Annotated in this window: 20 protein-coding genes; 12 read left to right on the forward strand and 8 right to left on the reverse strand. The window is 48.2% G+C overall.

Translation table 11 applies throughout. The annotated features are described in order from the left end of the window. The 3 genes from nadA to nadB are packed head-to-tail and all read right to left on the reverse strand — an operon-like array spanning position 1 to position 3,511. The gene (nadA, locus tag IQ294_RS04815; protein ID WP_203332895.1) at positions 1–1,095 is read right to left on the reverse strand and encodes a quinolinate synthase NadA; all 1,095 of its coding nucleotides are present in this window, start codon (positions 1,093–1,095) and stop codon (positions 1–3) included. Further along, positions 1,092–1,946 (reverse strand): carboxylating nicotinate-nucleotide diphosphorylase, encoded by an 855-nt coding sequence (gene nadC / locus IQ294_RS04820; RefSeq protein WP_203333307.1) that lies wholly within the window; start codon positions 1,944–1,946, stop codon positions 1,092–1,094. The genes nadA and nadC overlap by 4 nt, the downstream gene beginning before the upstream one ends. Before the next feature lie 2 nt (positions 1,947–1,948). Further along, positions 1,949–3,511 carry an L-aspartate oxidase gene (gene nadB / locus IQ294_RS04825; RefSeq protein ID WP_203332896.1) on the reverse strand — a complete coding sequence of 521 codons (1,563 nt, stop codon included), beginning with the start codon at positions 3,509–3,511 and terminating at the stop codon, positions 1,949–1,951. Positions 3,512–3,610: 99 nt separating this feature from the next. Between nadB and IQ294_RS04830 the strand changes: the two genes are divergently transcribed. From IQ294_RS04830 to IQ294_RS04840, 3 genes are all read left to right on the forward strand, one after another. Beyond that, positions 3,611–4,738, forward strand: coding sequence for an IscS subfamily cysteine desulfurase (locus tag IQ294_RS04830; RefSeq protein WP_203332897.1), 1,128 nt, complete (start codon positions 3,611–3,613; stop codon positions 4,736–4,738). A gap of 81 nt (positions 4,739–4,819) precedes the next feature. Then, positions 4,820–5,959 carry a glycerate kinase gene (locus tag IQ294_RS04835; protein WP_349291329.1) on the forward strand — a complete coding sequence of 380 codons (1,140 nt, stop codon included), beginning with the start codon at positions 4,820–4,822 and terminating at the stop codon, positions 5,957–5,959. 361 nt (positions 5,960–6,320) lie between these two features. Beyond that, complete coding sequence (locus IQ294_RS04840) at positions 6,321–6,890, forward strand: hypothetical protein (RefSeq protein ID WP_203332898.1); 570 nt, start codon at positions 6,321–6,323, stop codon at positions 6,888–6,890. A 36-nt stretch (positions 6,891–6,926) separates the two neighbouring features. Here the strand turns inward: IQ294_RS04840 and IQ294_RS04845 are convergent, their stop codons facing one another. Together IQ294_RS04845 and IQ294_RS04850 are read right to left on the reverse strand one after the other, a co-directional pair. Further along, complete coding sequence (locus tag IQ294_RS04845; RefSeq protein ID WP_238942660.1) at positions 6,927–7,697, reverse strand: arylamine N-acetyltransferase family protein; 771 nt, start codon at positions 7,695–7,697, stop codon at positions 6,927–6,929. 34 nt (positions 7,698–7,731) lie between these two features. Continuing rightward, positions 7,732–8,382 (reverse strand): lysoplasmalogenase, encoded by a 651-nt coding sequence (locus tag IQ294_RS04850; protein WP_203332899.1) that lies wholly within the window; start codon positions 8,380–8,382, stop codon positions 7,732–7,734. A gap of 543 nt (positions 8,383–8,925) precedes the next feature. Here IQ294_RS04850 and IQ294_RS04855 point away from each other — a divergent pair. Next, on the forward strand, positions 8,926–9,462 hold the full coding sequence (locus IQ294_RS04855; protein WP_203332900.1) for a hypothetical protein: 537 nt from the start codon (positions 8,926–8,928) through the stop codon (positions 9,460–9,462). Between the two features lie 47 nt (positions 9,463–9,509). Here the strand turns inward: IQ294_RS04855 and IQ294_RS04860 are convergent, their stop codons facing one another. Beyond that, positions 9,510–10,499 (reverse strand): two pore domain potassium channel family protein, encoded by a 990-nt coding sequence (locus tag IQ294_RS04860; RefSeq protein WP_203332901.1) that lies wholly within the window; start codon positions 10,497–10,499, stop codon positions 9,510–9,512. A 166-nt stretch (positions 10,500–10,665) separates the two neighbouring features. On the opposite strand from IQ294_RS04860, the gene IQ294_RS04865 reads away from it, so the two are divergent. The 4 genes from IQ294_RS04865 to IQ294_RS04880 all read left to right on the forward strand — a co-directional run bounded on the left by IQ294_RS04865 (position 10,666) and on the right by IQ294_RS04880 (position 14,198). Then, positions 10,666–11,361, forward strand: a complete 696-nt coding sequence (locus IQ294_RS04865) for an SGNH/GDSL hydrolase family protein (RefSeq protein WP_203332902.1) — start codon at positions 10,666–10,668, stop codon at positions 11,359–11,361. 130 nt (positions 11,362–11,491) lie between these two features. Then, positions 11,492–12,019 (forward strand): divergent PAP2 family protein, encoded by a 528-nt coding sequence (locus IQ294_RS04870; RefSeq protein ID WP_203332903.1) that lies wholly within the window; start codon positions 11,492–11,494, stop codon positions 12,017–12,019. A gap of 118 nt (positions 12,020–12,137) precedes the next feature. Continuing rightward, entirely contained in the window at positions 12,138–13,124 is a 987-nt protein-coding gene (locus tag IQ294_RS04875) for a LacI family DNA-binding transcriptional regulator (RefSeq protein WP_203332904.1), read from the forward strand. Positions 13,125–13,223: 99 nt separating this feature from the next. Next, a complete protein-coding gene (locus tag IQ294_RS04880; RefSeq protein ID WP_203332905.1) occupies positions 13,224–14,198 on the forward strand; it encodes an MBL fold metallo-hydrolase in 975 nt (324 codons plus the stop codon). 31 nt (positions 14,199–14,229) lie between these two features. On the opposite strand, the gene IQ294_RS04885 is transcribed toward IQ294_RS04880, so the two are convergent. Further along, positions 14,230–14,922, reverse strand: coding sequence for a Na-translocating system protein MpsC family protein (locus tag IQ294_RS04885; protein ID WP_203332906.1), 693 nt, complete (start codon positions 14,920–14,922; stop codon positions 14,230–14,232). A 131-nt stretch (positions 14,923–15,053) separates the two neighbouring features. Between IQ294_RS04885 and IQ294_RS16415 the strand changes: the two genes are divergently transcribed. Then, positions 15,054–15,179: a hypothetical protein gene (locus IQ294_RS16415; RefSeq protein ID WP_255536195.1), complete on the forward strand. Its 126-nt coding sequence runs from the start codon at positions 15,054–15,056 to the stop codon at positions 15,177–15,179. Positions 15,180–15,322: 143 nt separating this feature from the next. Next, positions 15,323–17,203, forward strand: a complete 1,881-nt coding sequence (asnB, locus tag IQ294_RS04890) for an asparagine synthase (glutamine-hydrolyzing) (protein WP_203332907.1) — start codon at positions 15,323–15,325, stop codon at positions 17,201–17,203. Between the two features lie 48 nt (positions 17,204–17,251). Here asnB and IQ294_RS04895 read toward each other — a convergent pair whose 3' ends face one another. Further along, positions 17,252–18,091, reverse strand: coding sequence for an NAD(P)H-hydrate dehydratase (locus IQ294_RS04895; RefSeq protein ID WP_203332908.1), 840 nt, complete (start codon positions 18,089–18,091; stop codon positions 17,252–17,254). A gap of 126 nt (positions 18,092–18,217) precedes the next feature. Between IQ294_RS04895 and IQ294_RS04900 the strand changes: the two genes are divergently transcribed. Both IQ294_RS04900 and IQ294_RS04905 read left to right on the forward strand, forming a co-directional pair. Next, positions 18,218–18,382 (forward strand): hypothetical protein, encoded by a 165-nt coding sequence (locus tag IQ294_RS04900; RefSeq protein ID WP_203332909.1) that lies wholly within the window; start codon positions 18,218–18,220, stop codon positions 18,380–18,382. Positions 18,383–18,590: 208 nt separating this feature from the next. Next, positions 18,591–18,983, forward strand: coding sequence for a nuclear transport factor 2 family protein (locus tag IQ294_RS04905; RefSeq protein ID WP_203332910.1), 393 nt, complete (start codon positions 18,591–18,593; stop codon positions 18,981–18,983). Positions 18,984–19,220: the final 237 nt, after the last annotated feature.

Here is a 19,220-nt window from a genome sequence, read left to right on the forward strand (position 1 = left end):
TCACATCATTTTTTCCAATGCCATTATCGCTTCACGAGCAGTCAGTGGATCAACGGAAATCCGGTTGATGACGCGTCCTTCGACCAATTCTTCCAGCGCCCAAGTCAAATGCGGCAGGTCAATCCTGTTCATCGTGAGGCAAGGGCACATATACGGATTCAATGATATGATGTCACGGTCAGGGAAATCTTTGATCAGACGGTTTACAAGATTCATTTCCGTTCCGATCGCCCATTTGGATCCCGGAGCGGAGGCTTCGATCATATCGATGATGTATTTCGTCGATCCGGCGTAATCGGCCATGCTGACCACATCGTACGTGCATTCCGGATGAACGAGGATCTTGCGTTCCGGTTCTTTTTCGCGCAGGATTTCCACATGTTTCGGCAGGAAATTCATATGGACCGAGCAATGGCCTTTCCAGAGGATGACTTGGACATCTTCGATCTCACATTGCAATTCGAGCTTCTGTTTGACCGGATCCCAGATGGCCATCTGTTCGAGCGGAATTCCATGTTTCACAGCAGTGTTTCTGCCAAGATGCTGATCTGGCAGGAACAGCATCCGCTGCTTTTGCCCCAATGCCCATTCCACCATTTCCACCGCATTCGAAGATGTCACGGTGGCACCGCCGTTGCGCCCGACAAACGCTTTGATGGCAGCTGTCGAATTGACATAGGTGAGTGGTGTGATCGTGTCGCCGAATAATTCCTGCAGCTCTACCCAGGCGCGCTCAGTCTGGTCGATATTGGCCATATCCGCCATCGAACAGCCTGCCCGCATATCCGGCAGAATGATTGCCTGTTCAGGTGTGGTCAGGATATCGGCTGTTTCAGCCATGAAATGGACTCCGCAGAATAAAATATAATCAGCATTCTGCTTGCCTGCGACCTGTGATAATTGCAGGGAATCACCGGTAACATCAGCATACCGGATCACTTCGTCTTTCTGATAATGGTGTCCCAGGATAAACAGGCGGTCGCCCAGGATTTCACGTGCATGGCTGGCACGCGCGTGCAATTCCTCGGTTGGCGCTGAGAGGTAATGTGCCGGCATTGCATCGGCCAGCTGTAGTTCTTCGAGTAAAGATGTCATTGTATGATAGCCTCCTTATGTGACAGGATCAAATTCATGGACATATCGAGATTCGAGACGCTGTGCGTCAATGCACCGAGCGAAATGACGTCGACACCGGTATTGCGGTAGCAGGCCAATTTCTCTAAATCGATGCCGCCCGATGCCTCTGTTCGGATGCCTGCCGGGACAAGTTTTACCCAGTTCGAGATTACTTCCGGCGTCTGGTTATCGAACATGATCGCGTCCGGTGCTGCGGAGATCGCTTCCATTAATTGTGCTTCCGTCTCCACTTCGACTTCGACCATCATCATATGGCCGTGCGATGCCCTCACTTTATGGATGGCTTCTGAAATCGAGCCGGCCGCTGCGATGTGATTGTCTTTCAGCATGACTGCGTCATATAATCCGTTGCGGTGGTTAAAACCGCCGCCTGCACGGACTGCGTATTTCTCGAACATCCGCAGACCCGGCGTCGTTTTTCTCGTGTCGACGATTCGCGTGCCGGAGGATCCTAGCGTTTCCACACAATTGCGGGTCAAGGTGGCGATGGCACTCATCCGCTGCACGAGATTCAGAAAAACCCGCTCCCCGGCAAGGATGCTGGAAACGGGACCTTTGATCCGGACCAGTGCCTCTCCGTATTCTACAGTTTCTCCGTCCTGTTTTAGCGTTTCAACGGTTACCGAAGGATCGAGCAGGGAATAGCCCCAGTCAAAAATAACCAGTCCCGCTGCCACGCCTTCAGCTTTTGCCCTTACAACAGCTTCGCATGTGGCATCATCCCCGAAAATAACAGATGACGCATCACGTTCGCCGATATCTTCTATTAAAAAGTGTTCCAATGCTTTCAATGCCAATAATTTATTCATCATCATACAGTCTCCTTGCTTAGAATTTCGCGGTGTTCGGTGAAAATGCCATTTTTCGATATTGCAATCGTTTTCCCTTGCCAGTCCGCTGAGGGGGCAGGAAAGTCGGTGCGGAAATGAGCGCCGCGGCTTTCCTCCCTGTATAGGGAAGCCATTGCCATTAACGTGCAGGCAGTTTGTCGGTGGTGATGCGCTACCGCTTCATTGCTCGCATTTTTCACTTCAAGGTCAGGCGGCAGAGGATTCTCCCGGATAAAATCCTGCAATTGCTGCTTATTCCGCAGAATACCTACATCCTGCGTCATTTTTAAACGTTTGGGTCCTGGATACGGCAGAGTGACGGCAGGAAGACTTCGACCGGATGGCAATTGCTGAATCGCTGGAACATCCGATTCCCCGGCTTCAGCCGGCAGCTGCGCTATCAATCCGGCCAGCCTTTTTGCGAAGACGATGGCCTCCAACAGCGAATTGCTGGCAAGGCGATTAGCTCCGTGGACGCCTGTCGAAGCGATTTCACCGATGGCATAGAGCCGCTTGATAGTGGTGGCACCCTTATCATCAGTTTTCACGCCGCCCATATGGAAATGTGCACCTGGCCGCACCGGCAATAAATCGGCTGAAGGGTTCAGCCCGTGTAAACGGCAGTTTTGGTGAATGGCAGGAAATTTCACGTGGAAATCTGGGATATGCCGGGCATCCAGGTAAACCGGCCCCTCTCTTTGCCAATGCCATTCAATCGCTCTTGACACAATGTCACGCGGAGCCAGTTCTTTCAACGGATGAAAACCATCCATGATGGAATGGCCCCGATTATTGACGAGCAGTGCACCTTCACCGCGGACAGCTTCTGAAACGAGGCCAGCCGATGTGCCGTCTATATTCAGGACCGTTGGATGAAACTGGATGAATTCCAGATCTTCCAGAACAGCACCGGCCCGGTAAGCAAGCGAAAGCCCGTCGCCTTCCGCGACGGGGGAGTTGGACGTGTGGCTGTATAGCGCGCCGATGCCGCCGGTTGCCAGGACCGTGTGGCGTGCATGGATGATTTTCCGTTGCCCGCTGCTGTCACTGGCCATTAGCCCGGTGCATTTATTGTCATCGACGAGCAATTCCAGCACTTGGTGATAATTGAAAGTCTGGATTCGTTTTTCGGTTTCCTTCATTAAGAAGTCCATCAGCACTTTTCCGGTCTGATCGCCGCCCGAATGGAGGATCCGGCGGACGCTGTGGGCACCTTCCATCCCGAGCAGCGGTTCGCCGCTGTCAGTTTTATCATAGGGCAGTCCGTCCTCCATCAATTGACGGATGGCGCTGGCACCTTCCCGGGTCAGCATCTCTACCCGTCCGGTATCCGCATGGCCTGCGGTGGCTTTGATGGTATCGGAAGCATGGACATCAGCCGAATCGGCGGAATGAAGGCTTGCTGCGATGCCGCCTTGCGCAAGGGCGGTATTCGATACTGAAGGAGCAGCTTTTGTCAAAACGGCTATTTTATAAGATCGGGGGAGGGAACGGGCAAGCATCAACCCGGCTGCGCCTCCGCCCACGATGCATACATCAAACAATCTTTACACCTTCTTTACAAGTGTCTTGACACTATTAATGACATAAAGATAAAGTGATTACAAGGCAAAAATGTTTTTCGAAGGGATTTTGATGATGAAATGACCTATTATCTCGATGCAGCAGCAACCATTCCGATGCGGAAAGAAGCGTTGGATGCATATATGGAAACAGCCGCACAAGCATTCGGCAATACCCAAAGCCTCCATGATGCAGGGTCGGAAGCTGCGGGTTACATCGACTCGTGCCGGCGGATGCTGGGTGAATTACTGAATGGCAGAAAAGACGGCTTCTATTTCACCGGCAGCGCCTCGGAAGGCAATCAGCTGGCTATCCGTTCTTTATTGAAAGGGAGACCGGACAATTGCAGAAGCATCATTTCAACTAAGCTGGAGCATGCCTCTGTTCTGGCGGTGCTCCATGAACTTGGTCAGGAAGGATACGACGTCCGATTCGTTTCGGTGGATCGGAAAGGAAGGGTGGATATAGGTGAATTTGAACGGTTGGTCAATGGAACCACTGCATTGGTTGTCATGCAATCCGTCAACTCTGAAATGGGGGCGGTCCAGGATATTGCCGGAATGGCGGGACATGCTGCGGCGTTCGGCGTGCCGTTCCATTGCGATATGGTGCAGGCCTTAGGGAAAATTCCGGTGGATTTGAACGCGTCACGCGTCACTTCAGCTGTATTTTCAGCCCATAAAACCGGGGGGCCGAAAGGGGTCGGAATTGTCTACCTTGACCCTGCCATCCACTGGCAGCCGGTCTATGAAGGGACGACGCATCAGCAAGGGTTCCGCGCCGGGACGCTTGATGTACCGGGGATTGTCTCTGCGGCAATTGCGGCGAAATATGCCGTAGCTGAACAGGCGGAAAATTACAGGAAAGCGGCATTGCTTCAAGAATTCCTTCTTGATAACCTCCATCCGGAAGTCCGTGCAGCCGGGGATATCCGGTCTAAATCACCTTTTATCCAAGGTCTTCTCTTGCCGCATGTCGAGGGACAGTGGATGATGCTGGAATGCAACCGCCACCAGATCGCCATTTCAACCGGCACCGCCTGCAAGATAGGAGCCAGTGAAGCGATGTCGGCGATGCTTGCCATGGGAGTGGAAAGCGACGCTGCGAGAAAGTTCATCCGGATTTCATTTTCCAAGGAGACCACTGCCGATGACCTTTCCCGGTTTCTGGATGTCGTCAATAATTCTGTCGCACATGCCCTGATCTGAGAATCGTTTGAGTAAAATCGGCACGCCTGCTACACTTTCTTTAGTCCATACATAAGAAAGAAGGAGAGCGCATTGAGAATAGTGATTGCACCGGATTCATTGAAAGGATCCCTTTCCAGCACACAGGCGTCCGAAATCATCCATCAGGCGATCAAGGATTTCGATTCGCTGATTGAAACTGTCCAGATCCCGATGGCAGATGGCGGAGAAGGGACGGTCGAAGCGGTTCTGTGGAATAAAGGCGGTGAAATGATCAACCGCAGCGTCCGCGATCCGCTTGGCAGGACCATTGAAGCCTCATACGGCTGGATCGAAAAAGAGAAAATGGCGATCATCGAAACAGCTGCCGCTTCCGGATTGCCGTTATTGGCTCCGGATGAACTGGATCCTTTGCTCGCTTCAAGTTACGGTACGGGTGAATTGATAAAAGATGCGCTTGACCGCGGGGCGGCTGTAATCATCCTAGGACTCGGCGGCAGTGCGACCGTCGATGCCGGCACCGGTATATTCGAGGCGCTGGGTGTGAAGTTTTTAAATGACATCCATCAGCCAGTCTCAGCCGTCGGTGGACGCCTGGCAAACATAGCCCGAATCGATCTGTCCGGCCTTGATCCGAGAGTGAAGACCGTCACTTTCATCATGGCAAGTGATGTCACCAACCCGCTTCTCGGAAAGGACGGGGCCATTCATATCTTCGGGCCGCAAAAAGGCGTAGCCGAAACGCAGCTGGCGCAGTTTGAAGAGGGGATGGAGAGATTCGCAGTGCTGGTCACGGAACTGACGGGAAGGAATTGTATCGATGAAGCCGGGGCTGGAGCTGCCGGAGGAATCGGTTTCCTGTTCAGGGCATTGCTTGCAGCAGAATTCAGGAGTGGCTTTGAAATGATTGCGGAATTGTCCGAAATGGAGAAGCAGCTGGAAAATACTGATTTAATCCTGACTGCCGAAGGGCGTATTGATGGACAGTCGCTTTTTGGAAAAGTGCCTGTCGGGATCGCCCGCCTGGCTAAACGGCGGGATATTCCGGTTATTGCGTTTGCCGGTTCGATTGGTGCCGGCACAGAAAAATTGGAGACAGAAGGCGTACATGCAATTATGCCGATCGTCGAAGGTCCGGTGCTTCTCGCAGAGGCGATGGCAAACAGCAAAACGCTGCTGTACAGTGCGGCGATGCGGTTGATGAAGATTTTGAATACAGGGAAACAGCTGAAAAAACGGTGAACTGCTTTGCGGAATACCGGTGACTGAAGATGTTTCAATAATTATATAGAGCAGCTATTATGAACCCGCCCATTTTTGGACGGGTTCTATTCTTAATAAATTATTAATAAATTTTCTGATTCTTTTTCAGATAAAGAAGGCTATAATGAATAGTAATCTAACAGAAAAAACCATAATTTTTGAAACTTCGGACCATTTCAAACGTTAAATATAAAAAGAGCAGAAAAGTCCTGCATTGTTCTAAGCCTCTGGTCTCAGTTCAACATAGCCTGACGCCGGATGTGGGTTTTTAGAGAGAAAGATAAACTGAAGTTATCGGAACATGCATTTAACGGGACAGTCAGCAAAGGGGATGAAAAGGATGGAGATTTACATTGTGTTCACCAATACGAAAACCAATCTATCGCGGATGATCAAAAATTGCACAGGCTACCCATTCAGCCATGTGTCCATATCCTTCACGAAAGATTTGAGCCAAATGTACAGTTTTGGCAGAAAGGATACGTATAATGCGTTTATCGCCGGATTCGTGAAAGAAGATGTTCAGGATCATCTGTTCCAGCGTGCAGATTGCGCCGTATGCAAACTGGAACTGTCGGAAGAAAGCTATAACAGCATCTGGGCATATGTCCAGAAGATGGAGCGGGAAAAGGACTCATTCAAATATAATTTTACCGGCCTCTTTGCTGTAGCTTTCAATTACGACCTGAACCGTAAAAATGCCTATTTCTGTTCGCATTTTGTCACCGAAGCGCTGGCAGCGGGCAATATCCGGATTGCGGACAAACCGCCGGCCTTAGTGAAGCCGCGTGATATTTTCGCTTATGATGAGATGGAATTGCTGTACCGCGGCAATCTGCGAAGTTATCCTCATCTGAATGCACAATCTGCATATGTTCTGGAACCTGCCATGTTCGAGGCAGTCCGTTAAGGATTCAGCCAAAAAACGCGCAATCGAAAAGCCTCTTCAATTTGGAAGAGGCTTTTTTGTGTTCAGTACAATCCCGAATTCTTTTTCGAGCACTTTCATTTTATCTTCTTCAGTCAATTGCTCTTTATGCTTTTCCCCGTTAATCGTTCTTGTGAGCGTCAAGCCGGACAATGTGATGCGGCCCTCTGGCGTTGCCCGGGTTACGATATCATCGTGCGTGAAGGTCGAGTCTTTCGATACTTGATTGAATATACAGCCTTCATGGAAATCTTCCAGCTGTTTTTCATCCAGTGTAAAACGGTAAAGGACTTTTTCTTCTCCGTTATTTTCCCTTGTCAATTGATGCACACCGGGTTCAATTTCGTCTATGCTGTATGTTCCGCTATTGTCAGTCGCCCGTTCGCCTCCGAGCGGGATGGGGCTGATCGTCGAGTCTCCGAACCCGGCGTCCACCAGATACGGAGTGTCCAGTTCCACCAGGATAGCGGCATGGGTGTCCTTTTTGGCATAAGTGCCGTCCGGTTTCATGACGGTAGCTGAAATCATTTTTGCATCAAAGCCGATTTCCTGCAATAGCCAGCAGAATAATCCGTTCAGTTCGTAACAATAGCCGCCCCTATGCTGATTGACCACTTTATCGTAAATGGTTTCCAGGTTCAGATAGATCGGCACTTTGCGGATGACATCCAAATTCTCGAACGGGATATGCTGCATATGCAGCGATTGCAGTCTCGCAAGGTCCTGCAGGAAATTCTCATCGACCGGATATGCGTCGAATCGTTTCAGATAGTTTATGGGATCCATCATTTATTTCATTCCTTTCAAGCATGTACGGTCTGCCTCAACTATTCCCGTTTCCCAGCTTCCGGAAACTTGCCACACTGTGGGCAATGAAAAATTGAGCGCCGTAATAAGTGGACATGATCAGGAGGTGGGAATATTCCACCGGCGAAACGAACATATTCCATGCAAGCACTGAATCGGATGCGACAAAAAGCAGGCTGCCGGTGATCAGCCAGCGGTTCCCCGTCATGATGGCTGCCCACACCATTAGCATGATGGCTGATATATAGAGTAGTACGGGTACGATCAGCGAAGTGTCCCCGCTGACTTCCAGAGCTTCAACCAAACGGCTTCCCATGATAAACCCGTAGAAAATGAGCGGCAGTATCGTGAGTATCCGGTAGCGATTGAATTTCCACTGGGACAAGAAGGCGGCAGTATAGAATAAATGTCCGATGAGGAAAGCGGAAAGGCCGATGACGAACCAGTGGAGTGTCGCGTCACCGATTGCGCAGAATACCAGGCCGGTCAGGATCAGCCAATGGATCTTCAGTTTCTGTTTCGGAAGCCTTAAAACAGCATAGAGAAATATCAGGATCATGGGAATCAGCTTGAAAATGAGTTTAAACCATAAGGGATCGTCGGGGATAAAAAAGATATAGAGAATGCTCATTGCCAGGATCAGGATTGGTAAAAAATGTGGTTTCATATGTAAGCTCCCATCGTTTTCATAGTCTTAATAAGTATTCCTTAAGGTCTGCATGAAACCCTTTATTTCATTTAGAAAATTAGAAATTCCCTATAGTGGAAGCTGGAAATTCAGGACAGTAAAAATTTTGATAAAAGGATAGGAAAAAGAAATCAAGAGGTCTGTAGACGTCTTCTGGATTTCGGGACCATCGGGTATTTATAAAGTCAGATTACGATAAATTTACAATTGTCTAATTTTCATCTTGTATAATTGACCAGTAAGATAATTTGGAATAGGGAGTGAATAGCTTGACGAAAGGCGCGATCGGAAAGATTTTGCTCAGCGTTTTACTGGTCTTGCCGGAGCACAGAATATACAGCGCCAATCGTTTCAGCTGAAGACACGGTGATCAAAGCGCCGCCGTCGGAAGTGAAACTTCGGAAGTGTTTTTTATTCGAATAGACTGACCTGAAGACAGGGAACCTTCAAGAACATGGACGTGCATCGGATCATGATCCGTTGCTGGCACAAATCGACTTTTCTGAAATGGAGGTGCATGAAATGCCGGGTGAGCAGAATGCAGAAGTGGACTTCTCTGGAGCAATTGCGGTGATCCAGGCTGAAGAATTTGATGCTGAGGGTAAACTTTGGATTAAATTCTCTGAAGAAACACTTAAGGACTTCAAAAACAGCAGAAAAGAGTTGCATATTGAAATGCCTGATATCGATTTGACGCTTGCTGCCAATAATCTTCAGCAATTGGCTAAAGTGGCGGGAGCGGGCTACAATCTGCATTTGACTCTTGACGATGCGGCAATGGTGGACGACCGTCCGGCTCTGGCACAGCAGCTGAATATAGCTGCAACGGATTCATTCAGTCGTAAGCTCAGCGTAAATTTCAAAGCGTTCATCACACTCGCTTTCAAAACGGACAGCAAGGTGAAAATCCAGTTTGGTGCCCGTGAAGACGGAAAAGGTAAATGGAAAATCATCCAGGGCAATTTGGCTGGTGATGTATTTACCTTGAAAACCAAAGAGTTCGGCAATTATACGGTTGTGACGAACAAAGGGCAATCCAATAAAAAAGTGAAGAAATAAAGATCAAAGGACTCTGGAGGGCGAACTATCGCCTTCCAGAGTCCTTTTTATGTGGGCCATTTCCGGCCGGTATCGCGCAGGCCGCCCAATAATGCTTTTCTCCGATCGGCAAGCTTAGCCAATGATTCCAAAAATTCATCTGTGGAAACTGCCGGCATGCCCTGATCACGCAGGGAGTCCAGATCCGGAACAGGCGGACTGATATCAGCCGGTGCGATGGAGCCGCTCTGCAATGTTTTGACGTAGCTCTCGATGGCTGAACGGGTGTCCTTGACCAGCAATTGATTGGGGCCGACTCCTTCTTTCATGCCGAATTTGAGAAGCGTAAGGGATTCATCCAGTGCAGCGACGGCGACCGATAGCTCTTCGTCTTTCTTGCTTGCATGATAATAATGGAGGACCGGGTAGGCGTTATGTTGTGAGGTCAGTGTACTTAATTGGGAAGAAAAAGTGTTCAGCAACAGGTCGATGTCATTAAAATCATTGCCGTTCCATGCAGCGGCGACAATTTCTTCAGCATTGTCACCAAGGCCCCGGATGCTTTCCGCCAAAGCCCTTTTCTGTGAAACCGCCTCCAGCACAGACAGGATGTAGGTGACTCCCAGCGTGATGAAAATCAGTCCGCTTCCGGCAGTGAAGATGGCGAATATCTGCCATACGCCTTCTTTCATGATGTAATCACCGACTCCTAAAGTAAACAGGAGGTAACCTGCGACATACCAGCGTTCACTCCAGCTGACCGGATTATTATCGTTTGTATCGATAAATGAGCCGGGATCTGCTGCAAACACCAATGTCCATCCTGTCCAGAACAGCAATATCCAAGTGAGAAGAGCGGCAAGGAGGATCAGCGGGCCAGCCAGGCTGATGATTTTTGAATTGTCTCTGCTGACCCAGCGGATTCCGGTCCACAGCAATAGGGAAACCCTGTTCGTGACAGGGCCGCCACCCCCGTCAGGCCATAACGTCGTCCAGCAGAAATCGATGATTCCGATTGCCAATAGAAGAAGACCTGTGATCAAGTATATTTCATTCATCCGCCGTCCCCCTTTTTAAAGATTTCCTAAAACCTCATAAGAAAAGGATAAGGGAAATAACGCTGCTTGTATAATCATAAGCGTCCTGTCAGGCAGGATTTTTGTCAATAAATTATTATAATGGTATAATTGTATTAATGTAATTCTTAATAAGGATGTGCTGTAATTGAATAAAAAATTCATGTCTGGCATCCTGTCAAACAAGGTGCCTTTAAGTAAAATAAAACATAATATGAAACAATATACTGTTAAGACGATTGTCATTCTAGGCGACTCGGTCGCCTATGGCTACGGTACGAAAGAAGGGATCGCCAAATATCTTAGGGAGAGTTTTCCGGACAGCCTAATCATCAATCTGGGGATCAACGGATTGACAAGCGACGGTCTCGTTTCAAGGCTCGACTCAGGACAATGGGATCGCCAACTCCTTTCAGCTGATCTGGTATTGATCAATATTGGCGGCAATGATCTGCTTCAAGGTTTCAGGAAACTCGGCACTGCGGGGCTTGTCCGGAATTTCAAGGCGATCCGTCTGAATTACCGGAAGAATCTATTGGCCATCTATCGGAAAATCCGTGAATTGAATCCGGATACGCTGCTGGTCCAGAACGATCTCTATAATTCCATGAAGAAAGAACATCAATATATGGGTTTGACGAAACTACTGTATCGCCGGTGGAACCGGATGATCGGGGAACGCGGCGTCATCATTTCCAGGACAGATAAAATGGGAAGGAAGCCGGATATCTGGCTGGACGGAATCCACCCGAATGATGAAGGTTACAGAGTGATGCATGATTTGCTGATCGATACACTTCGCTCCACCGGTATTGTGCTGCCGCAGCACACAACAAAAAAATAGGCTGGAAAATAGAAGCGCGCGGTCGCTTCTATTTTTTATGGCCAGAATTTCCGATTATTGTTTTATGTTTTGGGGTATTGGAATTTATACAGCATTCAGCTGCATTATCCAAAGGCAGGGGGCGGATTAAATGAACCGCGGAGTAATCACATCATTATCAGCGATTGGAATCGCACAAGGTCTGAAAATTTTGACCAATAAAAAATTGACGGGTGAATGGCATTGGAAGCATGCATTCACTACGGGCGGCATGCCAAGTTCACACTCGGCTGGCGTATCGGCTTTGGCTACATATGTGGCGGCCAATAAAGGTACCCGCCATACTGAAACTGCTTTGGCAATAGTGTTCGGTACAATCGTCATGTACGATGCACAGGGCATCAGACGCCATACCGGCGAAATTGCCCAATTGGTGAACGATCTGGAAGACAGCCTCATTTCATTGAAAGGTGATTTTCCCAGCCTTGAACTCATCAAAAGGGAAGAAGAGCTGAAAGAGCTTCTCGGCCATCAGCCGGTGGAGGTATTTGCGGGTGCGATGTTTGGCGTGGTCCTCGGATTGATATCGGCTAAGCTGGAAAATGAAAGGCTTGACCGGAAACGGGATAGGATTACATTAGTTTCAGGCAAGCGAAAGCAATTCCGCGGCAGACGCTGAATGAATAAAAGAGAAACCCTTCCTGCTAAAAAACAGGAAGGGATTTTTTTGTGGATCGCACCAGTTGAAAATGAATACGTATACATGTAAAATGGTCTTAATGAAAGAGGTGATCGGAATGGTTTCTTCAGTGGATGTCGCTAAGCTCGCTGGAGTATCTCAGGCGACGGTATCACGGGTATTGAATAATCCGGGCAAAGTGAACGCAGAGACGCTTGAAAAAGTGAATGCTGCAATCCGGCAATTGAATTATCGCCCCAATGCAGCCGCACGTTCGCTCGTGGGCAATCGTTCAAGCGGCAAAGTCGCTTTTGTCTGCGGACCGTTGACTGACCCGGAAACCGCAGATGCTGCCGGACGAACGATTTTATATTTGCAGTCTAAGGGCTATACTTCAGAACTTCACATCCAGGATGCCGAACAGCCGGGAAAAGTATTTGATTTGCTGAGCCAAACACAGGCTGAAGGCATCGTTCTCGGCCCTGTCCACATTACCCGGGAAGAGATGCAGCTGCTGGAAAGTTCCGGAGTCCCTTACGTATTCTGCGGACAGGATGACCTGGCGGCAGGGAGCTCAGTTTCCATGGATAATGTTGCGGCAGGCAGGTTGGCGGCCGAATATATCTGTTCACGCGAACACCGGTTTATCGGCTGGATCGGCGGCAGCGAAGCAGACCAGCGCTTACTGGACCGCTACCAAGGTTTTATGGAAGAGGCAAAGGCGAATGGTGCGGAAGTTATCGCCGCGATGGGGGAAATTTCCGATTATGATGCGGTGATGTCCGCGATGATGGCGCGAAAAGACCGCCCATCTGCTCTAGTTGCTGCAACAGACGAACTGGGAGCGCGTGCAATCGATTTCCTGCTTGCCTATGGCTATTCGATTCCGGGAGATATACATGTTGCCGGTATCGGCAATTCCCGCCAATCCTCCATGAATTATCTTCAGCTTACGAGCATCGGCCTGTCGGAGGATGTGGATATCTACAAAGAAGCGGCCGATCGACTGCTGGTCAAGATCGCAGGTGAATTCAGGGAAAAGATAGGAAGCATCCTGCTTCAGCCTGAACTTTACCAAAGAAAAAGTACGGGATCCATAGAATAAATCATTTATGTATACGTATTCATCGCAAACTTTCGTATTAGCAACTTTAAGTTTGCGGAATATTTGCTATACTTGTAACCAAAAAAGGGGGCTCATTTTATGGTGACCATGTATCCGAGGAAATTAACCGACCGCATTTCATTGATCGACGGATTCGATATGGGCATGTCTGAACGGACAGGCACATACGTTATAGATGAAGAACAATTGACTTTGATCGAAACGGGTCCGAGTCCGAGCATTCCGCATATCGTAGAAGGACTTGAGCAACTTGGACATTCAGCCCAAGACGTTGCCTACATAATTGTCACCCATATTCACCTGGATCATGCCGGCGGAGCGGGTCTGCTGCTGAAGCAATGTCCGAATGCGAAAGTGGTCGTCCATCCGAAAGGGGCACGGCATTTAAGCAATCCATCACGACTGGTTGCTGGTGCGAAAGCAGTCTACGGCGAACGGTTCTCGCCCTTGTTCGATCCTGTGGTTCCGATTGATGCGGAAAGGCTCCTCGTCAAAGGGGAAGGGGACTCGTTGCAGATCGGCCCCGGATGCATGCTGGAATTCTGGGATTCTCCTGGCCATGCGAATCATCATTTTGCCATCATCGATCCCATCAGTAACGGCATATTCTCCGGTGATACGGCAGGGATCCTTTATGAGCAATTGGCGAAAGAGCAAATTTTGTTTTCGCTTCCTTCGACTTCCCCCAACCAGTTTGATCCGGATAATATGCGGCAGTCGGCCAACCGGATGAAAGCCGCCAAGTTCTCATACGCTTTTTATGGCCATTTCGGAATGACTGACAAGCCGGAACAGGCTTTCAGCCAATCGCTTGAATGGCTGGATATTTTCATGGAGCAGGCGGGAATTTCCTTTTCACGGAAGGAAAGCCATATAGACCTGGCTGCACGGTTAAAAGAACGGGTATCCCTGGTGCTTGCCGAAAAAGGGATCCCAGAAAATCACGAAGTTTACATGCTGATTGAACTTGATTTGATGGTCAGTGCGATGGGGCTTCTTGATTATTTGAATAAAAATAGCCATAAAAAAAGAACCTGCAAGGAAATTGGATGATTGCAGGTTCTTTTGTGTTTTTCCTGTGAATTCACAGAGGTTTCAAGACGAATATGAAAAAACCCTGGTCATTCTTGAAATCCCAATCGACAAATGTCTCTTCTATCATACGGTTTTTGGATGAAGGGATGTTGACTTCTCCGATCACTCTTTTTTCCAATGGCCGTTTAGCCAATTTCAGCTGTTCCGTAAATCCATTGGAAATCAGTTCTTTTTCGATCGGTACAAGTATGTTATCCCGGACAACGGCTGCCGTCCGGTCACTCAGCCAGTAAATGGTTGTTTTAGCTGGTATTTTTTCGGCTTTGTCGCTGGCGAGATCCAGTGCTTTGTGAAACTCATCCTTATTGACATCTTTCGGCCAATCAGTGGCAGCTCCCCCTTTATACCCACTGAGCACTGCCCAGATCATCCCTGTTTCATTCTGGAGATTCCAGTCCGCAAAAATGCGGTCAATCTCCAGACCTGCAATTTTATACAATTGCAGGATAATGTCTGACGCCAATTCATTCATGAGCAAATCACGCGTATCCAGAATTCGGTTGTCTTCATTTTTATTCAATAGAATCTTTTCCATGGGTGCAATGAATCCGCGGAAATGGATCGTCATAAACGGGCCGGATAGGGTGACGTATACAGACGTTGGCCCTTTGCCGAAATTTTGCCTCAGCAAGGTCGAGATATACCCTGATATTTCACTTTCCACGCTTTTTCCACTTTTCATATTCTAACCTCCTGTTCCTCGTTGATAGAACCATTTAAAACGATTCACTGCTGATTGCTGAAACATCCACTGATTATCAGAATTCCCTAAAGCGACTCAGCTAAACACACATCTGGCCTGAGGGCCGCTGCATGCTGAAACTTTTTAAGCGTCTCAGCGTCGTATCCATGCGGCCTGAAGTGAAAAAAGAAATAGCCATTTCCGAATGGCCTGAAGTGAAAAAAGAAATAGCCATTTCCGAATCTGCCGGGTTTTAATGGACATCAAATCGACCTGGATCTATGCAATTAAATCTTTTCACAAAATTTATCAAAAAACGATTCTTTTTTTGGGGTTCATGTGATTTAATTAATCACGTATCAATTTTCCATTGTAATTAAAAACAGAAAAGAGGCATATTATGTGCGGATTTACAGGATTTATCGGTAATACAGACAATGCCGGTGCCACACTTGAAAAAATGATGGACCGGATCATACATAGAGGGCCGGACTCGGCTGGTGAATTTATCGAAGGGCAAGCGGCACTGGGCTTCAGAAGACTGAGCATCATCGACCTGGAAAGCGGAAGCCAGCCATTTCACAATGAAAATGAAACTTTGGTATCGATGGTCAATGGCGAAATTTATAATTTCCAGGAACTGCGGGAGGAATTGATCGGCAAAGGCCACGTCTTCACCACTCATTCGGACTGTGAAGTCATCATCCACGGTTACGAAGAATACGGCACAGCGATCTTCAGCCGTCTGCGCGGCATGTTCGCCTGCGCCATCTGGGACCGTGTGGAAGAGAAACTGATCGTTGCACGGGATATGTTCGGGATCAAACCGCTTTATTATGCAAAAATGAACGACGTTTTGTTTTTCGGTTCGGAAATCAAAAGTTTCCTGCCGCATCCGGCTTTCAAAAAAGAAGTGAACCGTGATGCATTAAAGCCTTATTTGACGTTCCAATACTCTGTTATGGAAGAAACTTTTTTTAAAGGTGTTTTCAAATTGCCGGCAGCCCATTTCATGGTTTATGAGCCGAAGCATGGCCAATCCGTCATCGAGCGTTACTGGGAGCCGGATTTCTCAGTGGAAGAAAAACCGCTGGAAGAAACAGTGGAAGAAATCGATTCCGTCATCCGCGAATCGATTCAGGCACACCGCATCAGTGATGTAAAAGTCGGGTCCTTCCTGTCAAGCGGTGTGGATTCAAGTTATGTCGCTTCCGTATTGAAACCAGATAAAACGTTTACCGTCGGATTCAGCGACAAAAACTTTTCGGAAATCGATAATGCACAGATCCTGTCCGATGAACTGGGCATCCAGAATATCAGCGAAGTGCTGAATTCGGAGGAATGCTTCACTGAATTGGAACAGATCCAGTATCTCATGGATGAACCGCATTCGAATCCATCGATCGTGCCGCTTTATTTCCTGGCGAAGATGGCTAAAAAAGATGTTACCGTGGTGCTGTCAGGCGAAGGAGCGGATGAATTATTCGGCGGTTACGACGATTACGACGTGCGCCCGAACCTGAAGAAATACAGAAAACTGCCGGCGGGTATCCGTTCCGCAGTCGGTTCAGTTGCAGCAAAATTGCCGGAAATGCGCGGCAGACAATTCCTGATCCAAGGTGGACTGCCGGTTGAAAACTGGTTTATCGGCCAGGCGAATGTATTCCCGGAAGCAGAAGCGGTGCGTATGCTGAAAGCTGATTACCGGAAAGGGCCTTCTGTGGCAGAAATCGTCCGTCCGGTTTATGACCGTGTCAAAGGCAAAGACGACTTGACGAAAATGCAATACCTGGATCTGAACCTGTGGCTGGTAGGGGATATTCTCTTAAAAGCCGATAAGATGAGCATGGCCCATTCATTGGAACTCCGTGTGCCGTTTCTCGATAAACGCGTCATGGAGACTGCATCGAAATTGCCGGCCAAATACCGGATCGGCGCTAATGATACCAAATATGCCATGCGTCTGGCTGCACGCCGCGCGTTGCCGGAAGTTTCGGCCAACCGTAAGAAAATGGGCTTCCCGGTACCGATCCGGAACTGGATCCGCGATGACAAGTTCTATCAGCAGATCAAATCATATTTCTTGTCTGCTGAAGCGGCGGAATTCTTCAATCAAAACGAGATACTCGCTTTATTGGAGGCACATTACACGAATAAAGCCAATAATGCCCGCAAGATTTGGACCATTTTCATGTTTCTTGTCTGGCACAGACGGTATTTCGTCATCGAACAGCCGAATGTCGTGCAGCTCGATGTAAGCAAAGAAACAGCTCTATCATAAATTGCAGTAAAAAGAAGCAGCCCCTTTTTATAAAAGGGACTGCTTCTTTTATTGTTCATAGGATTTCATGACAGCCGGGAGAAAGTCTGTCAGTTCATGTGCCAGAAGGGTGTGGGGGGAGCGGCTTTTCACCCATTCATCTGCACAGGCACCGTGAAGGAAGACTGCGTTCAAGACCGCGTGCCGATGATCATCATGACAGCACAGGAACCCCAAAATCATGCCCGTCAGTGTATCGCCTGTCCCGCCTTTGGCAAGTGAGGCATTACCGGTGGGATTTCTATAGATCTGTCCGTCCGGAAACGCGGTGATCGTATTTTCCCCTTTTAAGACAATTACGGCTTGGAGCTTACGAGACCATTCAACGGCATGGAAACCGCGGTTCTTTTGCAGCTCTTCTACCGGGACGCCTGTAATCCGGGAAAATTCAGCCGGATGCGGAGTTAGAATGACGGGAGCATCAGCAACCTGATAACTCCGCGCGGATAAAGCCCCGGCATCCAGTACGAGCGGTTTGCCGTTTTCCAGGAGCCTTTCGACTGCCCTTTCCGTCAACTCATCCGGAAGCAGCCCGGGGCCCATAGCGATGGCCCGGTAATCAACAAACGGAAAACCGGATTCATCAAGGCGCTCGAAGAAGCCGAATTCAAATGTCGCTTCCGGTACGAACGTCGTAATGGGAACCATCGATTCCTTTGAAGTGGCCACTGTGAGCTTGCCAAGGCCACTCCTCATCGCAGCGAGGGCCGCCAATACGGCCGCTCCGGGCATACCGGGACTGCCCGCTGCGAGAAGCGCTGTCCCGTAACTGCCTTTATGGCTGTTAGAACTGCGCGGCGGCAATGTGTTGCGGACATCCTGACCTGACCATACAGGGATTTCAAGCATCTGACTCCTCCTTTCTTATAGCTGAAATAACCTTGCAGCTGGAGAATTAAACCCGAAAGGCAATGGCTTGAAAATCCAAGGAGCGGGTAAAGGACTATAAACCGATAATTCAAAGGAGTGGCTAAGATGACTGATAGAAAAGACAGACAAAATGAACAAGACGATAAAACCGAAAAATTTACGGGCTCACCTGAACAGAAATTCCCTGATCTGGAAGCTGAAGATCAACAGGGCAGGCAGGAAGAACAGTTCAAAGAAGCCGCCGGCGAAGAGAAGGACCAAGAAGAATGATAACAGCCGCCATCCTTTAAAAAGGTGGCGGCTGTTTATGTCCAATGAAATTTGAGAGCAGAAATTATTTATTTCCTGCGGGAATTGAGGTAAAATAAATTCAAGTGAAATAATCTGAAATATCAGAAAAAGAGGTGATATAAAAGAAATCATCCCTTCAACTGCTTACTGTCAGTGTGCCATAGATCAGGATGTGGAGGCGACTGGAATGGACGAACAAGTGAAGATGGATTTTTTCCGTAAATTCAATGCAGCTTTTTTCGAAGGTGACCAGGATTTCATCAATGAGCATGTGACAGAGGACGTCGTATGGTCCATTGTCGGTTCAGAACCGGTGAAAGGGAAACAAGGTTTACTGGATGCTGCATTCGGGATAGCGGATTTCAGCAATATGGAAAATGAAATCGAATCGATTATCTGCAATGAAGGAGAAGCCGCAGTGAAAGGTGTTTCGAGACGCAATGACACGGAAGGAAAGTCCCGTCATTTCTGTTTTTGTGATGTCTATACATTGGATCACAGCAATCCCGAAAAAGTAAAAAGCATTATTACCTTCATGATTGAATTACAGCAGGAAAAGCAGAAACAGGCAAATAGTTAATGAAACAGTAATTATCAATAGTCCGGCAGACAGGAAAATGAGAAAATAGCCTGTCTGCCTCATTTATGGTTTGTGGTAAACTGAAATATGCAGTCGAATAGGTAACTCAAGGGTGGTTGGCCATCCCCGGCAGAAAGGGGGTGGTGCATATGACGGTATATGAAGCATTGATGTTTGCAGTAACTTTCGCAAGCCTGATGCTTATGATTTCGTCTAAAGACCAAAAAAAATAACCCG

The sequence above is a fragment of the Planococcus beigongshangi genome (genome assembly GCF_016820495.1).
Lineage (GTDB): Bacteria > Bacillota > Bacilli > Bacillales_A > Planococcaceae > Planococcus > Planococcus beigongshangi.

Bases quoted from the DNA above. Each gene is read 5' to 3' on its own strand.
- IQ294_RS04850 (WP_203332899.1), bottom strand. From the start codon at position 8,382: ATGAAACCACATTTTTTACCAATCCTGATCCTGGCAATGAGCATTCTC.
- IQ294_RS04900 (WP_203332909.1), top strand. From the start codon at position 18,218: ATGACTGATAGAAAAGACAGACAAAATGAACAAGACGATAAAACCGAA.
- IQ294_RS04870 (WP_203332903.1), top strand. From the start codon at position 11,492: ATGAACCGCGGAGTAATCACATCATTATCAGCGATTGGAATCGCACAA.
- IQ294_RS04905 (WP_203332910.1), top strand. From the start codon at position 18,591: ATGGACGAACAAGTGAAGATGGATTTTTTCCGTAAATTCAATGCAGCT.
- IQ294_RS04895 (WP_203332908.1), bottom strand. From the start codon at position 18,091: ATGCTTGAAATCCCTGTATGGTCAGGTCAGGATGTCCGCAACACATTG.
- IQ294_RS16415 (WP_255536195.1), top strand. From the start codon at position 15,054: ATGCTGAAACTTTTTAAGCGTCTCAGCGTCGTATCCATGCGGCCTGAA.
- IQ294_RS04885 (WP_203332906.1), bottom strand. From the start codon at position 14,922: ATGAAAAGTGGAAAAAGCGTGGAAAGTGAAATATCAGGGTATATCTCG.
- asnB (WP_203332907.1), top strand. From the start codon at position 15,323: ATGTGCGGATTTACAGGATTTATCGGTAATACAGACAATGCCGGTGCC.
- nadC (WP_203333307.1), bottom strand. From the start codon at position 1,946: ATGAATAAATTATTGGCATTGAAAGCATTGGAACACTTTTTAATAGAA.
- IQ294_RS04880 (WP_203332905.1), top strand. From the start codon at position 13,224: ATGGTGACCATGTATCCGAGGAAATTAACCGACCGCATTTCATTGATC.
- IQ294_RS04875 (WP_203332904.1), top strand. From the start codon at position 12,138: ATGGTTTCTTCAGTGGATGTCGCTAAGCTCGCTGGAGTATCTCAGGCG.
- IQ294_RS04830 (WP_203332897.1), top strand. From the start codon at position 3,611: ATGACCTATTATCTCGATGCAGCAGCAACCATTCCGATGCGGAAAGAA.
- IQ294_RS04845 (WP_238942660.1), bottom strand. From the start codon at position 7,697: ATGATGGATCCCATAAACTATCTGAAACGATTCGACGCATATCCGGTC.
- IQ294_RS04860 (WP_203332901.1), bottom strand. From the start codon at position 10,499: ATGAATGAAATATACTTGATCACAGGTCTTCTTCTATTGGCAATCGGA.
- IQ294_RS04840 (WP_203332898.1), top strand. From the start codon at position 6,321: ATGGAGATTTACATTGTGTTCACCAATACGAAAACCAATCTATCGCGG.
- IQ294_RS04855 (WP_203332900.1), top strand. From the start codon at position 8,926: ATGCCGGGTGAGCAGAATGCAGAAGTGGACTTCTCTGGAGCAATTGCG.
- nadA (WP_203332895.1), bottom strand. From the start codon at position 1,095: ATGACATCTTTACTCGAAGAACTACAGCTGGCCGATGCAATGCCGGCA.